The sequence below is a fragment of the Photorhabdus stackebrandtii genome, from assembly GCF_011189495.1.
GTDB classification, from domain to species: Bacteria; Pseudomonadota; Gammaproteobacteria; order Enterobacterales; family Enterobacteriaceae; genus Photorhabdus; species Photorhabdus khanii.
In genome coordinates this window covers 137,797-152,601 of the sequence record NZ_PUJV01000001.1, presented here as the reverse complement: position 1 = coordinate 152,601, position 14,805 = coordinate 137,797, and the positions used below count along the sequence as shown (strand labels likewise).

Here is a 14,805-nt window from a genome sequence, read left to right as displayed (position 1 = left end):
TTAACAGCAAACATACGACACTTAACTTACCCTGCAGCCAGTATTCGCGGGTAGTGTTTAGCAATGATGTCGTTCATCCTCTCAACCAACTCCAGGCGTTTGAAGGTCAAGTGCGCAGTGCCCTTTTGATAGTAACGAATGCTGAAGAACTCATCTTCGTAAACTTCCTTCGCCGGGTTATCACGAATATGCTCCATCAACCGGATAGAGATATCACCACGATTGTCAGATATCGGTTTACCATCGAGCAGAAAAAGCATTCTTTCAAGATCTGCCAGTTGATCCCGCCGCCAACCCCAGCTGAGGCTAAAACCCCAGCGGTTATGCGTCACCAGATTGTTAATGATAATCTTCTTACCGAAGCTGAAAGGACTATTGGTTTTATAATCCCATGACAGCCCTTTGAAAACATTAATAATGCCGCGTTCAAACACATCTATTTTGTTCAGATGCAACTGCTCAAAGGTACTGAGTATATTCGCCTCGCTGATTGCAGGAAGATCGCCTTCCTCTAGGTTCTTATGCCACTGGTCGCGAGCTTGCGCATCCATTAGCGACATCATGCCAGATTTCAACATTAAATCGCGCCAGATACTGCGGTCGATATTACGGGTGATAGCAGGCATCGCTTTATCAGCCTTTTTAGTCAGCCAACTGTCGTAACGATGTCCAGCTTTCATCGCCCAGCCTTGCGCTGTACCACCGCCGATTTCTGAGGTTAACCGTGAAATGGCATCAAGCTGCTCGATGATCTGTTTAATCTGCATAAGTGCGGAATCGCGACCAGTGACAATGCGTTCCATACTGGTCGAAAGGATGAGTTCGCTGTGTTCCGTTAACACATCGGGTTCTGTTTGCATCGTTAATCGTCCATAAAAGTAAATGCGCCTGCCGGGAGTGGCAGGCGCATTATGCGATGAATAAAAAGAGTGGAGAGTTCAGAGGTAAAAAACAGGAATGAGGCTCGAAGAATTTACGTATTCATCAGCCCTGTAGCTCGCCGGGCTCTGAGAATATCGGTAGCTGTCAGGAACGGTGTCTGTTCCTGACAGGTGAATCCCTTTCGGTCAGTACGTACCAGTTCATAGCGCTCAACCAGGAAATTCACTGCATCAGCAAGCGTGATCCCCGCCTCGATATGTTCCTGGATGGCCGTGTCGTCATGGAATGGCGTGTCGTTGAGTGTAAGGGCGTAATGTTGCTCTAAAAGATAAGTTAACAGTTGCTGCCAGACCTGGACGGGTGACAGGCGTGACGAAACCGGCACCGTGGCCGGTACAGTTGAAATTTGCATGAGTGAAGTCCTGATAATAGAAGAAGAGAGAAGGTGTTACTGCGTGGCTAAAGCCTGAGGATAGATAGCGATGTAAACGTAGCCGCAACTACCACGGGTATCAGCTATGCAGGTGAATTCAGCAAGATGAACTGCTACCTGATGTTGCTGTCGTGGATTTAGTTCGCCGGAGCGCAGCATATTTTCCAGTTGTTCTACAAACAGAGGGAAAGCCAGATCCAGTTTCTGCAGTTGCTCCGGGGTAAAGCTCCCCGTCAAACCAGCCCTGTCAGCCAGGTAATGTAGCCTGTTGCCTTCCTGAACCAGCCTTGCGCCAAAGCGTGGGGTGATATCGCTTTGCAGTCCCCATTCATGGGGTGGTATTAATGGCATGAAAACCTCCGTTTAAAGCAAACCATGCTCAGCAAAAGAAACTACTTCGTTCCCAACCACAAGATGATCCAGCACACGCACTTCCACCAGTGCCAACGCTTTCACGATCCGCTGAGTGATATGTTTATCCTGCTGGCTGATTTCTGTCGTACCGGACGGATGGTTGTGCGCCAGAATTACCGCAGCGGCATTGTGCTTCAGGGCCAATTTAACCACTTCTCGGGGATGCACTTCGGTATGGCTGAGCGTGCCGGTAAACAGTGTTTCTCGTTCCAGCAGACAATGCTGATTGTCGAGATACATCACGATAAAAACTTCACGCTCCTGATGAACCATCTGTAGCTGAAGCCAGGTTTTGGTGAAACTGGTGGAGGTAAATGGCTCACTCGGCTGACGCTGGTATTTCTCCAACAGTCGCAACGCTCGAAGGATGACTCGCTGCTCGTTTGCAGGAAATACCGGGGATAAATTGAATGCAGACATAATTGTTCCTTAAAACAAAAAGCCCCGCTGGTTTATTAGCAGGGCCTGAAGGATTATAAAAAGGTTCATGAAGCAAGCTGCAGCGTATTCTCGGCCATCACCCACAGGGCACGATTAAGCTTCACATCACCGTCGATACCTTTAACGCCGCGTGTGTGGGCGCGTTTACCTTTGGTCGTTCGCCCCGACAGTCCACCTTTAATCAGGTTTTCCTGAATGCGCTGGTACGTGGTCCACAGATCGTTGCTCTCGTCCTGCCAGCGGCGCGGGGAAAGGATTTGTGATTCAGTGACCGGCTGGTGCTCCTCGCCAAAGCGATAGGTTAATGCTGCTTTCGCCATTGCTTGTTGTGCTGGTGGAGGTAACAAAAGTGACTGCATAGCATCGCGCTTCTCTTCCACCCGGTCAAAAATCCCCAGTACTTCGTAAGCCCCTTCAATGACTTTCTCCACCACGTTACCCTTATGGGGGACACGCACCTCACCAAAACTCTCACCGCAAATCAGTCCATTTTGGCAAACCGATCTGAATAGACCCGGCAGTATCTGGTATGAACTGGAGCCGTCGTGACTGTTAAGTAGAATAATTTCTGGCACCTGCTTGCCGGTGATTTGTCCTTCGCGGCGAAGGCGCAGCATGTGTTTGGTGTGCTCACGCTTGCTCTGGTCGCACACGCGGGTCTGGCAGGCAAAGAACAGCTGGAAGCCTTCTCGCTGCAAATTATCTAGCAGGGTAATGGTCGGGATGTAAGTGTATCGGTCGCTGCGTGATTCATGTTTCTCCTCGCTGAAGACACTTGGCACGTAATGCGCCAGTTCATCACGGGTTAGAGGGCGGTCACGACGTACAACATTGGCCGCACCAAAGCGGCTGGCTAATCGAGTCATAGCTAATTCCTTATATGGAGATTAAAGACAAAAAGGCCATGCTTCCCGAAGGAGGCATGGCCCCAGATTATTGACAAAGTGCTGGTTTTTTATCCGACACTTTGTTTTAATTAAGTTCCGTTCACTCAACGGAGCTTGCCACCATGTTAAGAACACCCCCTCTCCAGACTTTCCCACCAGAAACGCTCTCGCTTGACGAGCTGGTCCCTAAAAATCATTTGGTCCGTCAAGTCGATGCTGCCATTGATTTCGAATTTATCCGCGAATGAGTCGCCCCGTTGTATTGCCACAATAATGGCCGTCCTGCTATCGATCCGGTCATGCTGATTAAAATGATGTTACTCGGCTACTTGTTTGGCGTCCCCAGTGAACGCCGTCTGGTTCAGGAAATTCAGGTTAATGTGGCTTACCGCTGGTTTCTGCGCCTCGGACTGACAGAAAAGGTCCCTGATGCCTCAACCCTGAGCCAGAACCGCCGCCGCCGTTTCAATCATACTGCGGTCTTCCAACAGATTTTTGACCACATTGTTGAACAGGCGATAGCCAAAGGATTTGTGGGCAGACACGTACTCTATACCGACAGCACCCACCTGAAAGCCAGTGCCAATCCGCATAAATCGGAGAATGTCATGCGGTCGGTTCCCCCCGGCGCCTATTTTGACACACTGGATAAAGCCGTCACTCAAGACCGGGCGGCAGCCGGAAAAAAAGCCTGAAGCCAGCCCTTAAGGAACGGCAGAGAAAGACGAAAGTCAGTACCACCGATCCGGAAAGCGGGTTTATGCCCCGGACCAACAAACCCAGGGGGTTCTTTTACCTTGACCACCGTACCGTGGATGGGCAAGTCGGTATTATCACCGATACCTACGCCACACCAGGTAATGTCCACGACAGCCAGCCTTTTATCAAGCGTTTGACGCGTCAGTTAGAGCGTTTTGCTCTCAATCCCCTTGCGGTTGGGTTGGATGCGGGCTATTTTACGGCCCCGGTTTGTTATCTGACGGAACAGTTAGGCATTACGCCCATTATCGGTTATCGCCGCCCAAACAAGGGACCGAACACCTTTCAGAAGAAACACTTCACCTATGACAGGCAGCAAGATTGCTATGTCTGCCCGCAGGGCGAAAACCTGATTTATACCCCCAACCGACCGTCAGGGATACCGGCATTATCAAGCGCCGGCGACTATCTGCCAGAGCTGTCCGCAGCGTGATGCCTGCACTCACGCGAAAGGCGGAAAAATGCTAACCCGCCATGTCTGGGAGGCCAGTAAAGAGCAGGCCAGAGAAAACCGATTAACCCCGTGGGGGAAAAAGCTCTACAAACGAAGAAAGGAGACGATAGAGCGTAGTTTTGCGGATGCGAAGCAGCATCACGGGCACCGCTATGCCCGTTCAACAAATCAGTGCTTCTGTCACTGCTAATTAAGATTAAAAAAACATTAAAAAGGAAGGCTTGACGATATCGAGGCTGGCTTTTGCCAGAGGGGATAACCTGTTCACACAGGCGGTAGTACAGCGTACTGAAACCGATGCCCCGCAATACCTCAACAGAGCTCACTCTGGCGCACAGGTATCGTTCAAGGGCAAAACAGATAACCTCTGTTTTGTCAGAATTGTCGCGCGCCAGAGATTTGATGTTATCAGGTGAAAAATAAGGGGTGATATGAGTCGATTAGTCAGGGAAATGCAAACTTTTGCCCGACAAGCCGGAGGCAGTCATAAAACCTGCCATGACCGCATTAGGATAGCGGGACGATTAGGCGAGTTTTTGCTAAGGCTGAATATCCAGGTGAAAAACCTCAGCCATTTAAAGACCAAACACATTGAAAGTTATATCCATGCCCGACTGTCTCAAGGGATAGCCAAACGTACCCTGCAAAATGAAATGTCGGCACTTCGCCATATCTTTCTTCTGGCGGGTCGGACCAAGTTAAGCACCTCTCCCCGGCTGAGTAATCAGGCATTGGGATTGAGTGGTGCCAGCCGAGCAGGGACAAAACAAGCCATTCCTGATGTGCTTTTTCAGGCGGTTTATCAGAAAGCAACAAAATACGATGCCGGACTGGCTGTCACTCTCCAGCTTACTCGTTTGATGGGGCTGCGTTCTCAGGAAGCCGTTCAGTGTAGTGCTTCGCTGAAAAGCTGGCAAAAACAGCTTAACCAGCCTGAACCTAAACTTCATATAATTTTCGGTACAAAAGGTGGTCGCCCAAGGCAAACCCATGTACTGAATGTGGAAGCCGTGAAAAAAGCCGTTGAGAAAGCCATTGAAATTGCAGAACAACACGGCGGCAGACTGATTGATAAACCCAACCTCAAACAAGCTATGAACTACTGGCGTGCTCATACGACACAATTGGGATTAACAGGCTGTTATGCCCCGCACAGTTTGCGCTACGCATGGGCACAGGATGCATTGAAGTTTTACCAAGAAAGCGGTTTTACTCGTCAGGAAGCCAGAGCCTTAGTCTCAATGGATTTAGGTCACGGTGATGGTCGCGGGCGTTATGTTGAACGAGTTTATAGTCAAAAGGAAGATTGAAAAATGGCAGAGACAACCTTAATACGTCTGGCGGATGTCATGAAAAAAGTCGGTTTAAAGAAATCATGGATTTACCATTTGATGCAGCAAGACGAGTTTCCTAAATCTGTCAGTCTGGGAGCACGCTCAGTTGCATGGGTAGAAAAAGAAATTGATGAATGGATTATCAATAAAATCAACAATCGCAAGGAAACACAGGGATGAGTCTGAATGAGGCTTTTAACCTTAATTATAAATTGATAATCAGTAAATTACTGAGGTATAGTTCACGCGCTGCGGCAAAATCCGCAGCCGGAGTTAGCGTTCCGATTAACATGATGGCAGCATTAGACGCCTGTTTTAGGCTATTCAATGCTGGTGCCTTTGTACACCTGTTGTCTATGGTGGCTCAGGCAGGGGCTTCGAAAGAAGCGCCGGTTTCCATTGTGTCCGGTAACGCTAACCCTGTCTGGGCTGCCACCCTTGAGGTTAGCGTCTCTGGTGGTAGCGATAGTTCGCACACAATGGAGGCTGCCTTATGGCTATACCCCCTCTTAACCTCTACCTACCACCCCAAAACTGGCTGTTTTATCTACAATGTCAACTATTCTCCCGTTCTAAGACTTTTTCTCTGGCAGGGGTGTTTTATGCATGATTACCGCCCTGAAAACTCAGAAGAAGTACTCGACCACTGCCGGGCACTTATCAATAGTATTATTGAGCAAAATAATCTCGCGTTTAAGGAAATCCTAGCTTTCATTTTATGGGAACGCATTGAACTGCTCAGTAAAATGCTGGTTGGGGAAACCACTGAGGAGGAAAATCATGCCCTCCTTCGTTTCTGATATTGTCCGGCAATCCCGCCACCGCTGGCCCGCGATTCTGTCTCAGGCGGGCATTGTTGTGCCTGCCAATCATCGTCATGGGCCTTGCCCCATGTGCGGAGGGAAAGACCGGTTCCGATTTGATGATAAAGACGGTAATGGTACATGGATTTGTAATCGGGCTGAATGCGGTCATGGAGATGGACTGGATTTATTGGCAAAATTTAAAGGCTGTCAGTTGATTGAAGCGGCAAGGTGGATATCTGAGTTGTCAGAACTTCCGTCAACAGCGCCAGCCAGAAAAAAAGCTTCTGTTATTCAGGTGCCGATTGCTGAACGGGTCAGTTTATTATTAAATCAGTGCATTAAGGGCGCAAGCCCTTATTTGCTCCGCAAAAATTTAGCTGAACCCGTTTTTCTGTTCCCGCCGGCTTACTGTCAAAAAACAGGCAATGTGATGTTTCCAGAAAATACACTGGTGTTGCCACTGGTTAATATTTCGGGAGAATATTGCGGTGCCCAATTGATTCACCCTGACGGCAGTAAGCGATTATTATCCGGCAGTCAGTTAAAAGGGGCTTTTGCTGCTGTCCGCGAGCCTGATTCTCATGATGACATTATCATTACAGAAGGTTATGCCACTGGCTTATCACTGGCCGTTATTAACCGTAACAGTGCAATCTATGCCGCCATTTCCGCTAATAATCTGCTCAATGTAGCAAAAACGCTTAAAGCTCAACATCCCCACGGTGTTTTTATTATCGCGGGGGATAATGATATTAATGCAGATGAAGAGAACACCGGAAAAATTAAGGCAGAACAGGCCGCTAATGCAATACAGGGAAAGGTTGCCCTGCCACCAACAGACTATCAGGCTGACTGGGATGATTACCGCAGGCAATACGGTGATGAAGCCACCCGAACAGCCTTTTATCATCAGACAGATAAAATCATCAGTCCCCTTCCTGTAACTTGTCTTCCGACGACTTACAGCACATCATTACCTTTACGCAGAAGTTCTGAAGGATTTGATACTCATCAGGATTATCTGATTAAAGGCCATTTGCCCAGTAACTCCTTAGCCAGTATTTACGGCCCCAGTGGTTCTTATAAATCTTTTTTGGCGGTGTCATGGGCATGTCATATTGCCACAGGTAAAGCATGGGCAGGTAAACGAGTCAATCGGGGAGCGGTGGTTTATGTGGTGGGTGAAGGGGGACTGGGAGTTCCTCGTCGTATCCGGGCATGGGAAAGCAGCCTGAATGATAACAGCCCGATAGACGCCCTTTACCGTATAGACTGCCCAGTATTTCCTGCTAACCCGGAAAGCGCTGAACAGGTGATTTGTGCCGCCAAAGATGTCGAACAGGAAACCGGATTACCTGTTCGTCTGATTATACTGGACACCCTCGCCCGTTGTTTTGGCGGCTCAGACGAAAACACCGCTAAAGATATGGGCGCGTTTATTCAGGGCTGCGACTATATCAAAGCCAAAACAAACGCCACCGTACTTGTTGTGCACCATTCCGGCAAAGACCAAGATAAAGGCGCAAGAGGCTCCAGCGCCTTTCGGGCAGCACTGGATGCGGAGTTTAATATCCGCCGTGAAAATGATAAAGAAGCACTGATATTAAGCTGTACTAAAATGAAAGATGCTGATGAACCGCCACAAGTCGCTTACGACCTGCATCCGGTCAGCATTTGTATTGATGAAGATGGTGAAGAGATTACCTCTCTGGTGTTGTCAGATCAGCCCAGACAACCTCAAGATACCGCAGCCAGTGATGTGGCACTGGCCCATGTCCGGCGTCTGTCAGACAATCATCTGGCCCTATGGGAATCTGTTCGTAACCGAACAGCCCAAAGCGATTCCTGCACAAAATCACAGGTACGGGATGACTTACGAGCAAAAGGCATCGATGTATCAAAGAAATTCAGCCGTTGGCTGGACAAACTGGAAAATGATGGCTTATTGACCGTATTGGGTGAAGATATCCGCATTAATCAACGCCACTCCAATACGGGGGAATAAATGGTAAATGTGGGGGATATTGTCAGAAATCCGGCAATACTCCCCACTTGCCACTTATTAAGTACACCTAAAAGGGGGAAGCACGTGAAACCCTTATTCTGTCTGACCTTAAGCGATTTTAATAATATCAATGTGGGGGAAATAAAAATCCATATATCGTGGGGGATAAAACGGGGGAAACATGGGTATATTTTTTCTATGAACATGTAGTTATTTAACCCGTTCATAATATAATATCTAAAACAATCCTATTCAGTGACATTCAATAGAGTATTTACATTGTTCTGTAATTATAAAAACGTCTTTTCTTTATTTAAAGGGAATGAAATGGGTAATGAATGGGGGCATTTAAACGGGGGAATAGTAAAATAATAGTATTTTTTAACTTTAACTATTTACAGATAGAATCCATGAAAGGATAATTATTTTATGTCGCCACTCAGGAGAATATAAAATATGATTCAACAAGATTGGCATCCAGCCGATATTATTGCCGGACTAAAAAAGAAAGGAATAACATTAGCTGCTTTATCAAGGAGCGCTGGACTAGCTTCATCTACACTAGCCAACGCATTGACACGCCACTGGCCTAAAGGAGAAAGAATTATTGCTGATGCGTTAGGGATTTCATCTGAAATTATCTGGCCTTCCCGTTATAAAAGGTAACAATATTAAAATATCCAGGTCAGAGAGACTTTATAACTCTTAAAAAAACATCCCTCACTCAAAACATCTATTCCCCACTACTCAAAGTGGGCCTTTTTACACAGTAAATTAATGTGTTTCTATATGGTTATTTTAACCCTATTTCTTATTTGAAAATTCATAGGGATCAATAAACTCCTTTCTACATTGATCCAAGTAATCAGCCCACCACTGAACCATTAATTTACGTTCTTTCAAATGTTCTGCTTTATGAATATAAGCAGCTCGTACACTGTTACGTTCCTGATGGCTCATCTGCCGCTCAACTGCATCTTTTGACCATAATCCTGATTCAACTAAAGCACTACAAGCCATTGCTCTAAAACCATGTCCACAGACTTCTGTTTTAGTGTCATAACCCATCGTCCTTAAAGCAGCATTTATTGTGTTCTCACTCATTGGCTTATTTGGATTATGATCGCCCGGAAAGATTAACTCATTATCTCCAGATAATTTTTTTATCTGTTTTAATAATTCAAGAGCTTGGTGGGATAAAGGTACAAGATGTACCGTTCGCATCTTCGAACCTCTATGAGAATGTTTAACACCATCAATAGGCTCTCTTTCTGCTGGAATTGTCCAAAGTGCTTTATCCAGATCAACTTCTCTCCAGCGTGCAAAACGGAGTTCACTGGAACGAATAAATATATATAGAGTCAGTCGGACAGCTAAAATAGTTAAGTGGCGTCCTTTATAGTGTTCAAGACGAGTAAGAAAATCGGGTAATTTTTCAAGAGGAAGAGCAGGACGATGAGTTGATTTGCGTGTCGCCAACGCACCTTTGAGATCTTGAGCAGGATTGCGAGCGATCAAGCCATTTTGTACCGCATAGCACATAATAGCAGTAATCCTTTGTTGTTGTCTGGAAGCGAGTTCCAATCGACCACTGCTTTCTATCTCTTTGAGAGGTGCCAACAGATCTTTGACCTCTAAAGTTGCAATACTTTTATTCCCAATCGCAGGGAAAACATTACGTCGGAGATCACCCAGTACTCGTTCTGAATGCGTTGTTGACCAACGCTTATTGCTACTGTGCCAATCCCTAGCCACTTTTTCAAAAGTTAAGGTTTCGGCAATTGCTTCTTGTTTTTCTACTTCTCTTTTTTTACTGGGATTGATGCCATTACGGATCATTATCTTGATACTATCGCGTTGCTCTCTAGCTTTCCCCAGTGTTACTTGAGGATATGCACCTAAAGCAATCCGGCTTTCTTTACCCGCAAACCGATATTTCAGATACCAGCGTTTTGAGCCATTGGGTTTGATGAGAAGATACAAACCTTGTACATCGGTAAGTTTGTATTCTTTTTCACGGGGCTTTGCCGCACGAGCTTCCATGTCTGTTAAAGGCATAATTTGGGGGTCAACTCATTATCGAAAAGAAATGACCCCCAATTTGACCCCCAAATATCATGGATGTCAACGGATACGAATGGACGATTATAGACTCAAAAACTAAGTAATTTGTTGTTTTTTCATATAGTTATGGAAGATTATGGACATCTCTGGAAGGTCAAATGGTGCCGAAGGCCGGACTCGAACCGGCACACCCGAAGGCGGTTGATTTTGAATCAACTGCGTCTACCGATTTCGCCACTTCGGCACTGAAGTAGTATGCGGAGAACGGGGCCATTATACCTGTCAGTGATCTGTTAGCAATAGTTATCCTACTGATTTAGTTTAACCGTCGAAAAAAAGATCATTTTTATCTATTCCATGTAAATGCACGCTCAATTTTTAAACACAAAAGCCCCAGACAAGTATAAAGCATACTCAGCAATATCTTTTCAGTCTAAAATTAATCTTCCTATTCAACACCAGCTCACAACCGAAAAAAAACCTAAAACAGTTTTATATCACTATAGTTGGCTGAAACACCTGACGCCGATAGACAACTTATAATCACCTTATATAATCTGGATGATAATTCACTATGAGGTAAATGGTTATGACGATTATTAGCTGGATTGGTGCCGGTATCTTTTTGGGCATTGTCATTGGTGCGTTGATGATGCTGTTTAAAAAGAATAAGTAACCGTATTTTGATATCTCTATCCTGTCCGTAAGTTCACTGGAAGTATGCCTGATTGGTTAATTCAAAATGAATAAACAGTTTTTTAAGATCTTCCCTGTTTCTGCCATGGTGTTGGCTCTCGCAGCCTGTTCTTCTTCCGATAAAACCTATTCGCCAAAGTTTCTGCAACCAAAGAAGCAACCATTGAAATGGGAGGTGTTTGAAGGAAACGCGAGAACTAAAAAGTTAGCTTCGCAATTGGTTGATCAGTACGCTCAGGATATTTTCAATGGCAGCAATGCCCAAGGCATGGCGATGGTGGTGATTGATAATAATCAGGTAGTTTACCGCAGTTTCGGTGAAACCCATCCGGATAACGGCATCCGTCCTAAGCCTGATTCCGTTATCCGCATCGCCTCGCTGACTAAGCTGATGACCAGTGAGATTATGATCAAGCTGGAAGAGGATAAGATTCTGCGTTCCACCGATCCATTGCAGGATTACAGCTATTATGGCGTGAAAGTGCCTCAATACAGCCCTCTTCAGCCTATCCGGTTGTTCCACCTGGCAAGCCATACCAGTGGTTTACCTCGTGAACAACCTGGAGGTCAATGGGCGCGCCCTGTTTTTGTCTGGCCTACACAAGCCAATCGCTGGACTTGGTTGAAAATCGCTCAATTAGATGTATCTCCAGGCACAACTGTATCCTATTCCAATCTGGCTTACGATTTATTAGCGGATGCGCTCTCTAAGGCCGCAGGTAAGCCATATACCCGCTTGTTGCACGATAAGATCACCGGCCCTTATTACATGAAAGACACCACACTGACACCAAGCCGCTCTCAGTGCGCCCGTCTGATGGAAAGTGATAAATCCAGCCCATGCCTTAACACTGTTGCAGCAGCGGGTAGTGGTGGAATTTATTCAACGCCAAGAGATATGCAACGCTGGATGCAGCAGTTTTTGTCATCAGACAGTCAGTTACGTAAGCAGACCGCCAGCCGCGAACAGGGAGTTTATTTTAAGCGTTCCGATCTGGCTTCAATTAAAGGGATGGATGTTGCCGGTCAGGCAGATGGCGTCGGCCTTGGCTGGGTTTACATGAACGCCCGTGGTGATGTACCGGGCATTTATCAGAAAACCGGTGGTGGCGGTGGGTTCAATACGTATATGGCAATGATCCCCGAGCAGAATATCGGCGTTTTTGTGGTGATTACCCGGAAGCAACGCAGTAAGTTCAGCCGCGTAACGACCGGGGTTAATCAATTGGTAACTGCACTGTCGAGGAATCACAAACAAGTTTGAATCTGAGTTTTATAAATCAAGATACCTGGGATGGAGTTTCCCGCTTAGTTCTCCATCCCTGCGGCTCCTCTAATATCTGATTCCCATCACCCACACCGCAATTTCTAAAAGTTACTGTCTCTTAAGCAGTAAATAAATACTCACAGTAAGGAATAGAAAACTGGGTAGCAGCGCTGCCAAAACTGCCGGCATACTGTAAACCAAACTCAGTGGGCCAAAGATCTCGTTGAGGACATAAAACAAAAAGCCAAAACTGATCCCTGTGATTATCCTAACCCCCATAGGTACGGTACGCAGGGGGCCAAATATGAAGGAAAGCGCCATCAACATCATTACCGCAACTGAAAATGGGGCAAATATCTTTTTCCACATATTCAGTTGATAACGCCCTGATTCCTGCTCAGTCTGTTTAAGATACTTGATGTACTGATACAAGCCACTGATGGAAAGCGCGTCAGGGTCGAGTGCGACAACACCCAATTTTTGTGGTGTCAGCCGGGTTTTCCAGTCAGCAGAGATACTCTGTGATCCCGTGATTTTTTTGCTGTCTGTCAGGTCAGATTCTTCCACTTGAGAAAGCTTCCACAAGTCACTATCTTCATCGTAAATAGCACTGGCAGCATACTTTACAGAGAGTAGTTTTTTTTCATCATCAAAATGATAGATATTAACGCCTTTAATCTCTGTATCACTCGTTAACTGCTGGATGTAGATAAAATCGGCCCCGTCTTTCGCCCACATACCTCTGGTTGTTGAAACCAAAGAACCACCAAATATCTTCTGAGCCCGGTAGTTACGTGCCATCTGTTCACCTTGTGGCGCAACCCATTCACCAATAACCATGGTCAGGATCACCAGCGGAATTGCCGTTTTCATGACTGAGCCAGCAACCTGCATACGGGTAAAACCAGAAGCCTGCATAACCACCAGCTCGCTGCGGGTTGCCAGCGTGCCAAGCCCCAATAAGGCCCCAAGTAAAGCGGCCATCGGGAAGAATATCTGAATATCTTTCGGCACACTCAGCAAAGCATAAAGACCTGCGGAAAGAGTGGTATATTCCCCCCTCCCCACTCTTCTCAATTCGTCAACAAACTTAATAATGCCGGAGAGTGATACCAGCATAAATAGTGTCATCAGAATAGTTTGTAGAATAGTCCGCCCAATATAACGATCCAATACACCAAACATCAGGCTACTCCTCTACCTTTGAAATGGGCCCGAATCCTGCGCATCGGTACGGTATCCCAGATATTGAGAATCAGCGCCAGCATCAGATAAGCCCCGTTAACCGCCCACATCCAGATCATCGGATCCAATTTGCCCTTGCTACCGTTAGAACGCAGGGAGCTTTGCAGTAAGAAGAAGATTAGGTAAAGCAGCATTGCAGGCAACATACTGAGTACCCGGCCCTGACGTGGGTTCACCGCACTTAACGGTACAACCATCATGGTCATAATCAATACCGAGAGCACCAAGGTCAAGCGCCAATGGAACTCAGCACGGGAATCTTTATCATCATTTTGCCATAACTGAGTCATGGACTTTTGTTCAATTTTATCACCATCTACAGCCGAAGCCTGATGCCCAATAACCGCTTGATAATCATTGAACTCGGTAATTCTGAAATCCCGCAGCATTGCAGTACCTTCGTAACGGGTACCGTGGTTAAGGACAACCATCTGTTTACCATCAGGCCGTTCCACCATATGACCGCCATCCGAGATAACAACTGAAGGGCGCTGGTCATCAGCCGGACGAAGCTGGGCAAGAAATACGTTTTCGAATTTGTCGCCGTGCACGTTGCCAATATAGAGCACCAAGTTACCGTCATTGGAAGGTTTGAATCTTCCTTCCATTATCGCCGCCAGGCTTGGGTTAGCCCTGGCGTCAGCCAGCACACGTTCCTGATATATTGAGGACCACGGCATTGCCCAAATGACATTCACCGCCGCCAGCGCGGAAGTTAACAATGCCAGAATAAGTGCTGAAACCACCAACACGCGTTTGCCCAAGCCACACGCATGCATAACAGTAATTTCACTTTCAGTATAGAGTTTGCTGAAAGTCATCAACACCCCAAGAAAAAGGCTCAGGGGTAAAATAAGCTGGGCCATTTCAGGCACACCCAGTCCTAACAAGGATAAAACCAAATTTGCCGGGATTTTTCCTTCCACTGCTGCACCCAGAATCTCTACTAATTTTTGACAGAAAAAAATCAGTAAAAGGATAAAGAGTATCGCAACTTGGCTTTTCAGGGTTTCCCGTACCAGATATCTAATGATGATCACGCTTATTACGCCTGTGAAAACTTGTCTTTTTGCAGGAAAATGGCTAACTTCATTGTATATCTACTATTTATTATATGC

At 46.3% G+C, this 14,805-nt stretch carries 15 protein-coding genes, 1 tRNA gene and 2 pseudogenes; 9 read left to right on the top strand and 9 right to left on the bottom strand.

Annotated features, from left to right (window positions below; all coding sequences use genetic code 11):
* Positions 1 to 26: 26 nt before the first annotated feature.
* The 5 genes from C5470_RS00720 to C5470_RS00700 form a co-directional block, all read right to left on the bottom strand.
* On the bottom strand, positions 27 to 860 hold the full coding sequence (locus C5470_RS00720; protein WP_166285158.1) for a DUF4942 domain-containing protein: 834 nt from the start codon (positions 858 to 860) through the stop codon (positions 27 to 29).
* Between the two features lie 113 nt (positions 861 to 973).
* Positions 974 to 1,294, bottom strand: coding sequence for a TA system toxin CbtA family protein (locus tag C5470_RS00715; RefSeq protein WP_036843986.1), 321 nt, complete (start codon positions 1,292 to 1,294; stop codon positions 974 to 976).
* Positions 1,295 to 1,330: 36 nt separating this feature from the next.
* Complete coding sequence (locus C5470_RS00710; protein ID WP_036843989.1) at positions 1,331 to 1,666, bottom strand: type IV toxin-antitoxin system YeeU family antitoxin; 336 nt, start codon at positions 1,664 to 1,666, stop codon at positions 1,331 to 1,333.
* Between the two features lie 12 nt (positions 1,667 to 1,678).
* Positions 1,679 to 2,149: a RadC family protein gene (radC, locus tag C5470_RS00705; RefSeq protein ID WP_036843990.1), complete on the bottom strand. Its 471-nt coding sequence runs from the start codon at positions 2,147 to 2,149 to the stop codon at positions 1,679 to 1,681.
* Positions 2,150 to 2,214: 65 nt separating this feature from the next.
* Entirely contained in the window at positions 2,215 to 3,036 is an 822-nt protein-coding gene (locus C5470_RS00700; protein WP_166285156.1) for a DUF932 domain-containing protein, read from the bottom strand.
* A 143-nt stretch (positions 3,037 to 3,179) separates the two neighbouring features.
* On the opposite strand from C5470_RS00700, the pseudogene C5470_RS00695 reads away from it, so the two are divergent.
* The 8 genes and pseudogenes from C5470_RS00695 to C5470_RS00665 all read left to right on the top strand — a co-directional run.
* Positions 3,180 to 4,430, top strand: a pseudogene (locus tag C5470_RS00695) (IS1182 family transposase); the annotation flags it as partial.
* A gap of 61 nt (positions 4,431 to 4,491) precedes the next feature.
* A complete protein-coding gene (locus tag C5470_RS00690; protein ID WP_131601430.1) occupies positions 4,492 to 4,686 on the top strand; it encodes a hypothetical protein in 195 nt (64 codons plus the stop codon).
* A gap of 15 nt (positions 4,687 to 4,701) precedes the next feature.
* Positions 4,702 to 5,580: an integrase domain-containing protein gene (locus tag C5470_RS00685; protein ID WP_166285154.1), complete on the top strand. Its 879-nt coding sequence runs from the start codon at positions 4,702 to 4,704 to the stop codon at positions 5,578 to 5,580.
* A gap of 3 nt (positions 5,581 to 5,583) precedes the next feature.
* Positions 5,584 to 5,784 carry a helix-turn-helix transcriptional regulator gene (locus tag C5470_RS00680; protein WP_036843996.1) on the top strand — a complete coding sequence of 67 codons (201 nt, stop codon included), beginning with the start codon at positions 5,584 to 5,586 and terminating at the stop codon, positions 5,782 to 5,784.
* Positions 5,781 to 6,404: an ash family protein gene (locus C5470_RS00675; protein WP_051477210.1), complete on the top strand. Its 624-nt coding sequence runs from the start codon at positions 5,781 to 5,783 to the stop codon at positions 6,402 to 6,404. Before C5470_RS00680 ends, C5470_RS00675 begins: the two co-directional genes overlap by 4 nt.
* Positions 6,385 to 7,281: pseudogene (locus C5470_RS23360) on the top strand (primase-helicase zinc-binding domain-containing protein); the annotation flags it as partial. The gene C5470_RS00675 and the pseudogene C5470_RS23360, both read left to right, overlap by 20 nt.
* A gap of 51 nt (positions 7,282 to 7,332) precedes the next feature.
* Positions 7,333 to 8,415 carry a helicase RepA family protein gene (locus tag C5470_RS23355; protein ID WP_339915803.1) on the top strand — a complete coding sequence of 361 codons (1,083 nt, stop codon included), beginning with the start codon at positions 7,333 to 7,335 and terminating at the stop codon, positions 8,413 to 8,415.
* Between the two features lie 456 nt (positions 8,416 to 8,871).
* Positions 8,872 to 9,081 (top strand): helix-turn-helix domain-containing protein, encoded by a 210-nt coding sequence (locus tag C5470_RS00665; protein WP_036844002.1) that lies wholly within the window; start codon positions 8,872 to 8,874, stop codon positions 9,079 to 9,081.
* 138 nt (positions 9,082 to 9,219) lie between these two features.
* Here the strand turns inward: C5470_RS00665 and C5470_RS00660 are convergent, their stop codons facing one another.
* Both C5470_RS00660 and C5470_RS00655 read right to left on the bottom strand, forming a co-directional pair.
* Positions 9,220 to 10,473: a tyrosine-type recombinase/integrase gene (locus C5470_RS00660; RefSeq protein ID WP_166285150.1), complete on the bottom strand. Its 1,254-nt coding sequence runs from the start codon at positions 10,471 to 10,473 to the stop codon at positions 9,220 to 9,222.
* 165 nt (positions 10,474 to 10,638) lie between these two features.
* A tRNA-Leu gene (locus C5470_RS00655) sits at positions 10,639 to 10,723 on the bottom strand.
* Between the two features lie 498 nt (positions 10,724 to 11,221).
* On the opposite strand from C5470_RS00655, the gene ampH reads away from it, so the two are divergent.
* Positions 11,222 to 12,439: a D-alanyl-D-alanine-carboxypeptidase/endopeptidase AmpH gene (ampH, locus tag C5470_RS00650; RefSeq protein WP_166285148.1), complete on the top strand. Its 1,218-nt coding sequence runs from the start codon at positions 11,222 to 11,224 to the stop codon at positions 12,437 to 12,439.
* Positions 12,440 to 12,550: 111 nt separating this feature from the next.
* On the opposite strand, the gene lptG is transcribed toward ampH, so the two are convergent.
* The gene (gene lptG / locus C5470_RS00645) at positions 12,551 to 13,627 is read right to left on the bottom strand and encodes an LPS export ABC transporter permease LptG (RefSeq protein WP_036844007.1); all 1,077 of its coding nucleotides are present in this window, start codon (positions 13,625 to 13,627) and stop codon (positions 12,551 to 12,553) included.
* Positions 13,627 to 14,727: an LPS export ABC transporter permease LptF gene (lptF, locus tag C5470_RS00640; RefSeq protein WP_166285146.1), complete on the bottom strand. Its 1,101-nt coding sequence runs from the start codon at positions 14,725 to 14,727 to the stop codon at positions 13,627 to 13,629. Before lptF ends, lptG begins: the two co-directional genes overlap by 1 nt.
* Positions 14,728 to 14,805 lie beyond the last annotated feature (78 nt).

Bases quoted from the DNA above. Each gene is read 5' to 3' on its own strand.
- C5470_RS00665 (WP_036844002.1), top strand. From the start codon at position 8,872: ATGATTCAACAAGATTGGCATCCAGCCGATATTATTGCCGGACTAAAA.
- C5470_RS00685 (WP_166285154.1), top strand. From the start codon at position 4,702: ATGAGTCGATTAGTCAGGGAAATGCAAACTTTTGCCCGACAAGCCGGA.
- ampH (WP_166285148.1), top strand. From the start codon at position 11,222: ATGAATAAACAGTTTTTTAAGATCTTCCCTGTTTCTGCCATGGTGTTG.
- lptG (WP_036844007.1), bottom strand. From the start codon at position 13,627: ATGTTTGGTGTATTGGATCGTTATATTGGGCGGACTATTCTACAAACT.
- C5470_RS00715 (WP_036843986.1), bottom strand. From the start codon at position 1,294: ATGCAAATTTCAACTGTACCGGCCACGGTGCCGGTTTCGTCACGCCTG.
- C5470_RS00675 (WP_051477210.1), top strand. From the start codon at position 5,781: ATGAGTCTGAATGAGGCTTTTAACCTTAATTATAAATTGATAATCAGT.
- C5470_RS00720 (WP_166285158.1), bottom strand. From the start codon at position 860: ATGCAAACAGAACCCGATGTGTTAACGGAACACAGCGAACTCATCCTT.
- C5470_RS00700 (WP_166285156.1), bottom strand. From the start codon at position 3,036: ATGACTCGATTAGCCAGCCGCTTTGGTGCGGCCAATGTTGTACGTCGT.
- C5470_RS00710 (WP_036843989.1), bottom strand. From the start codon at position 1,666: ATGCCATTAATACCACCCCATGAATGGGGACTGCAAAGCGATATCACC.
- C5470_RS00660 (WP_166285150.1), bottom strand. From the start codon at position 10,473: ATGCCTTTAACAGACATGGAAGCTCGTGCGGCAAAGCCCCGTGAAAAA.
- C5470_RS00680 (WP_036843996.1), top strand. From the start codon at position 5,584: ATGGCAGAGACAACCTTAATACGTCTGGCGGATGTCATGAAAAAAGTC.
- radC (WP_036843990.1), bottom strand. From the start codon at position 2,149: ATGTCTGCATTCAATTTATCCCCGGTATTTCCTGCAAACGAGCAGCGA.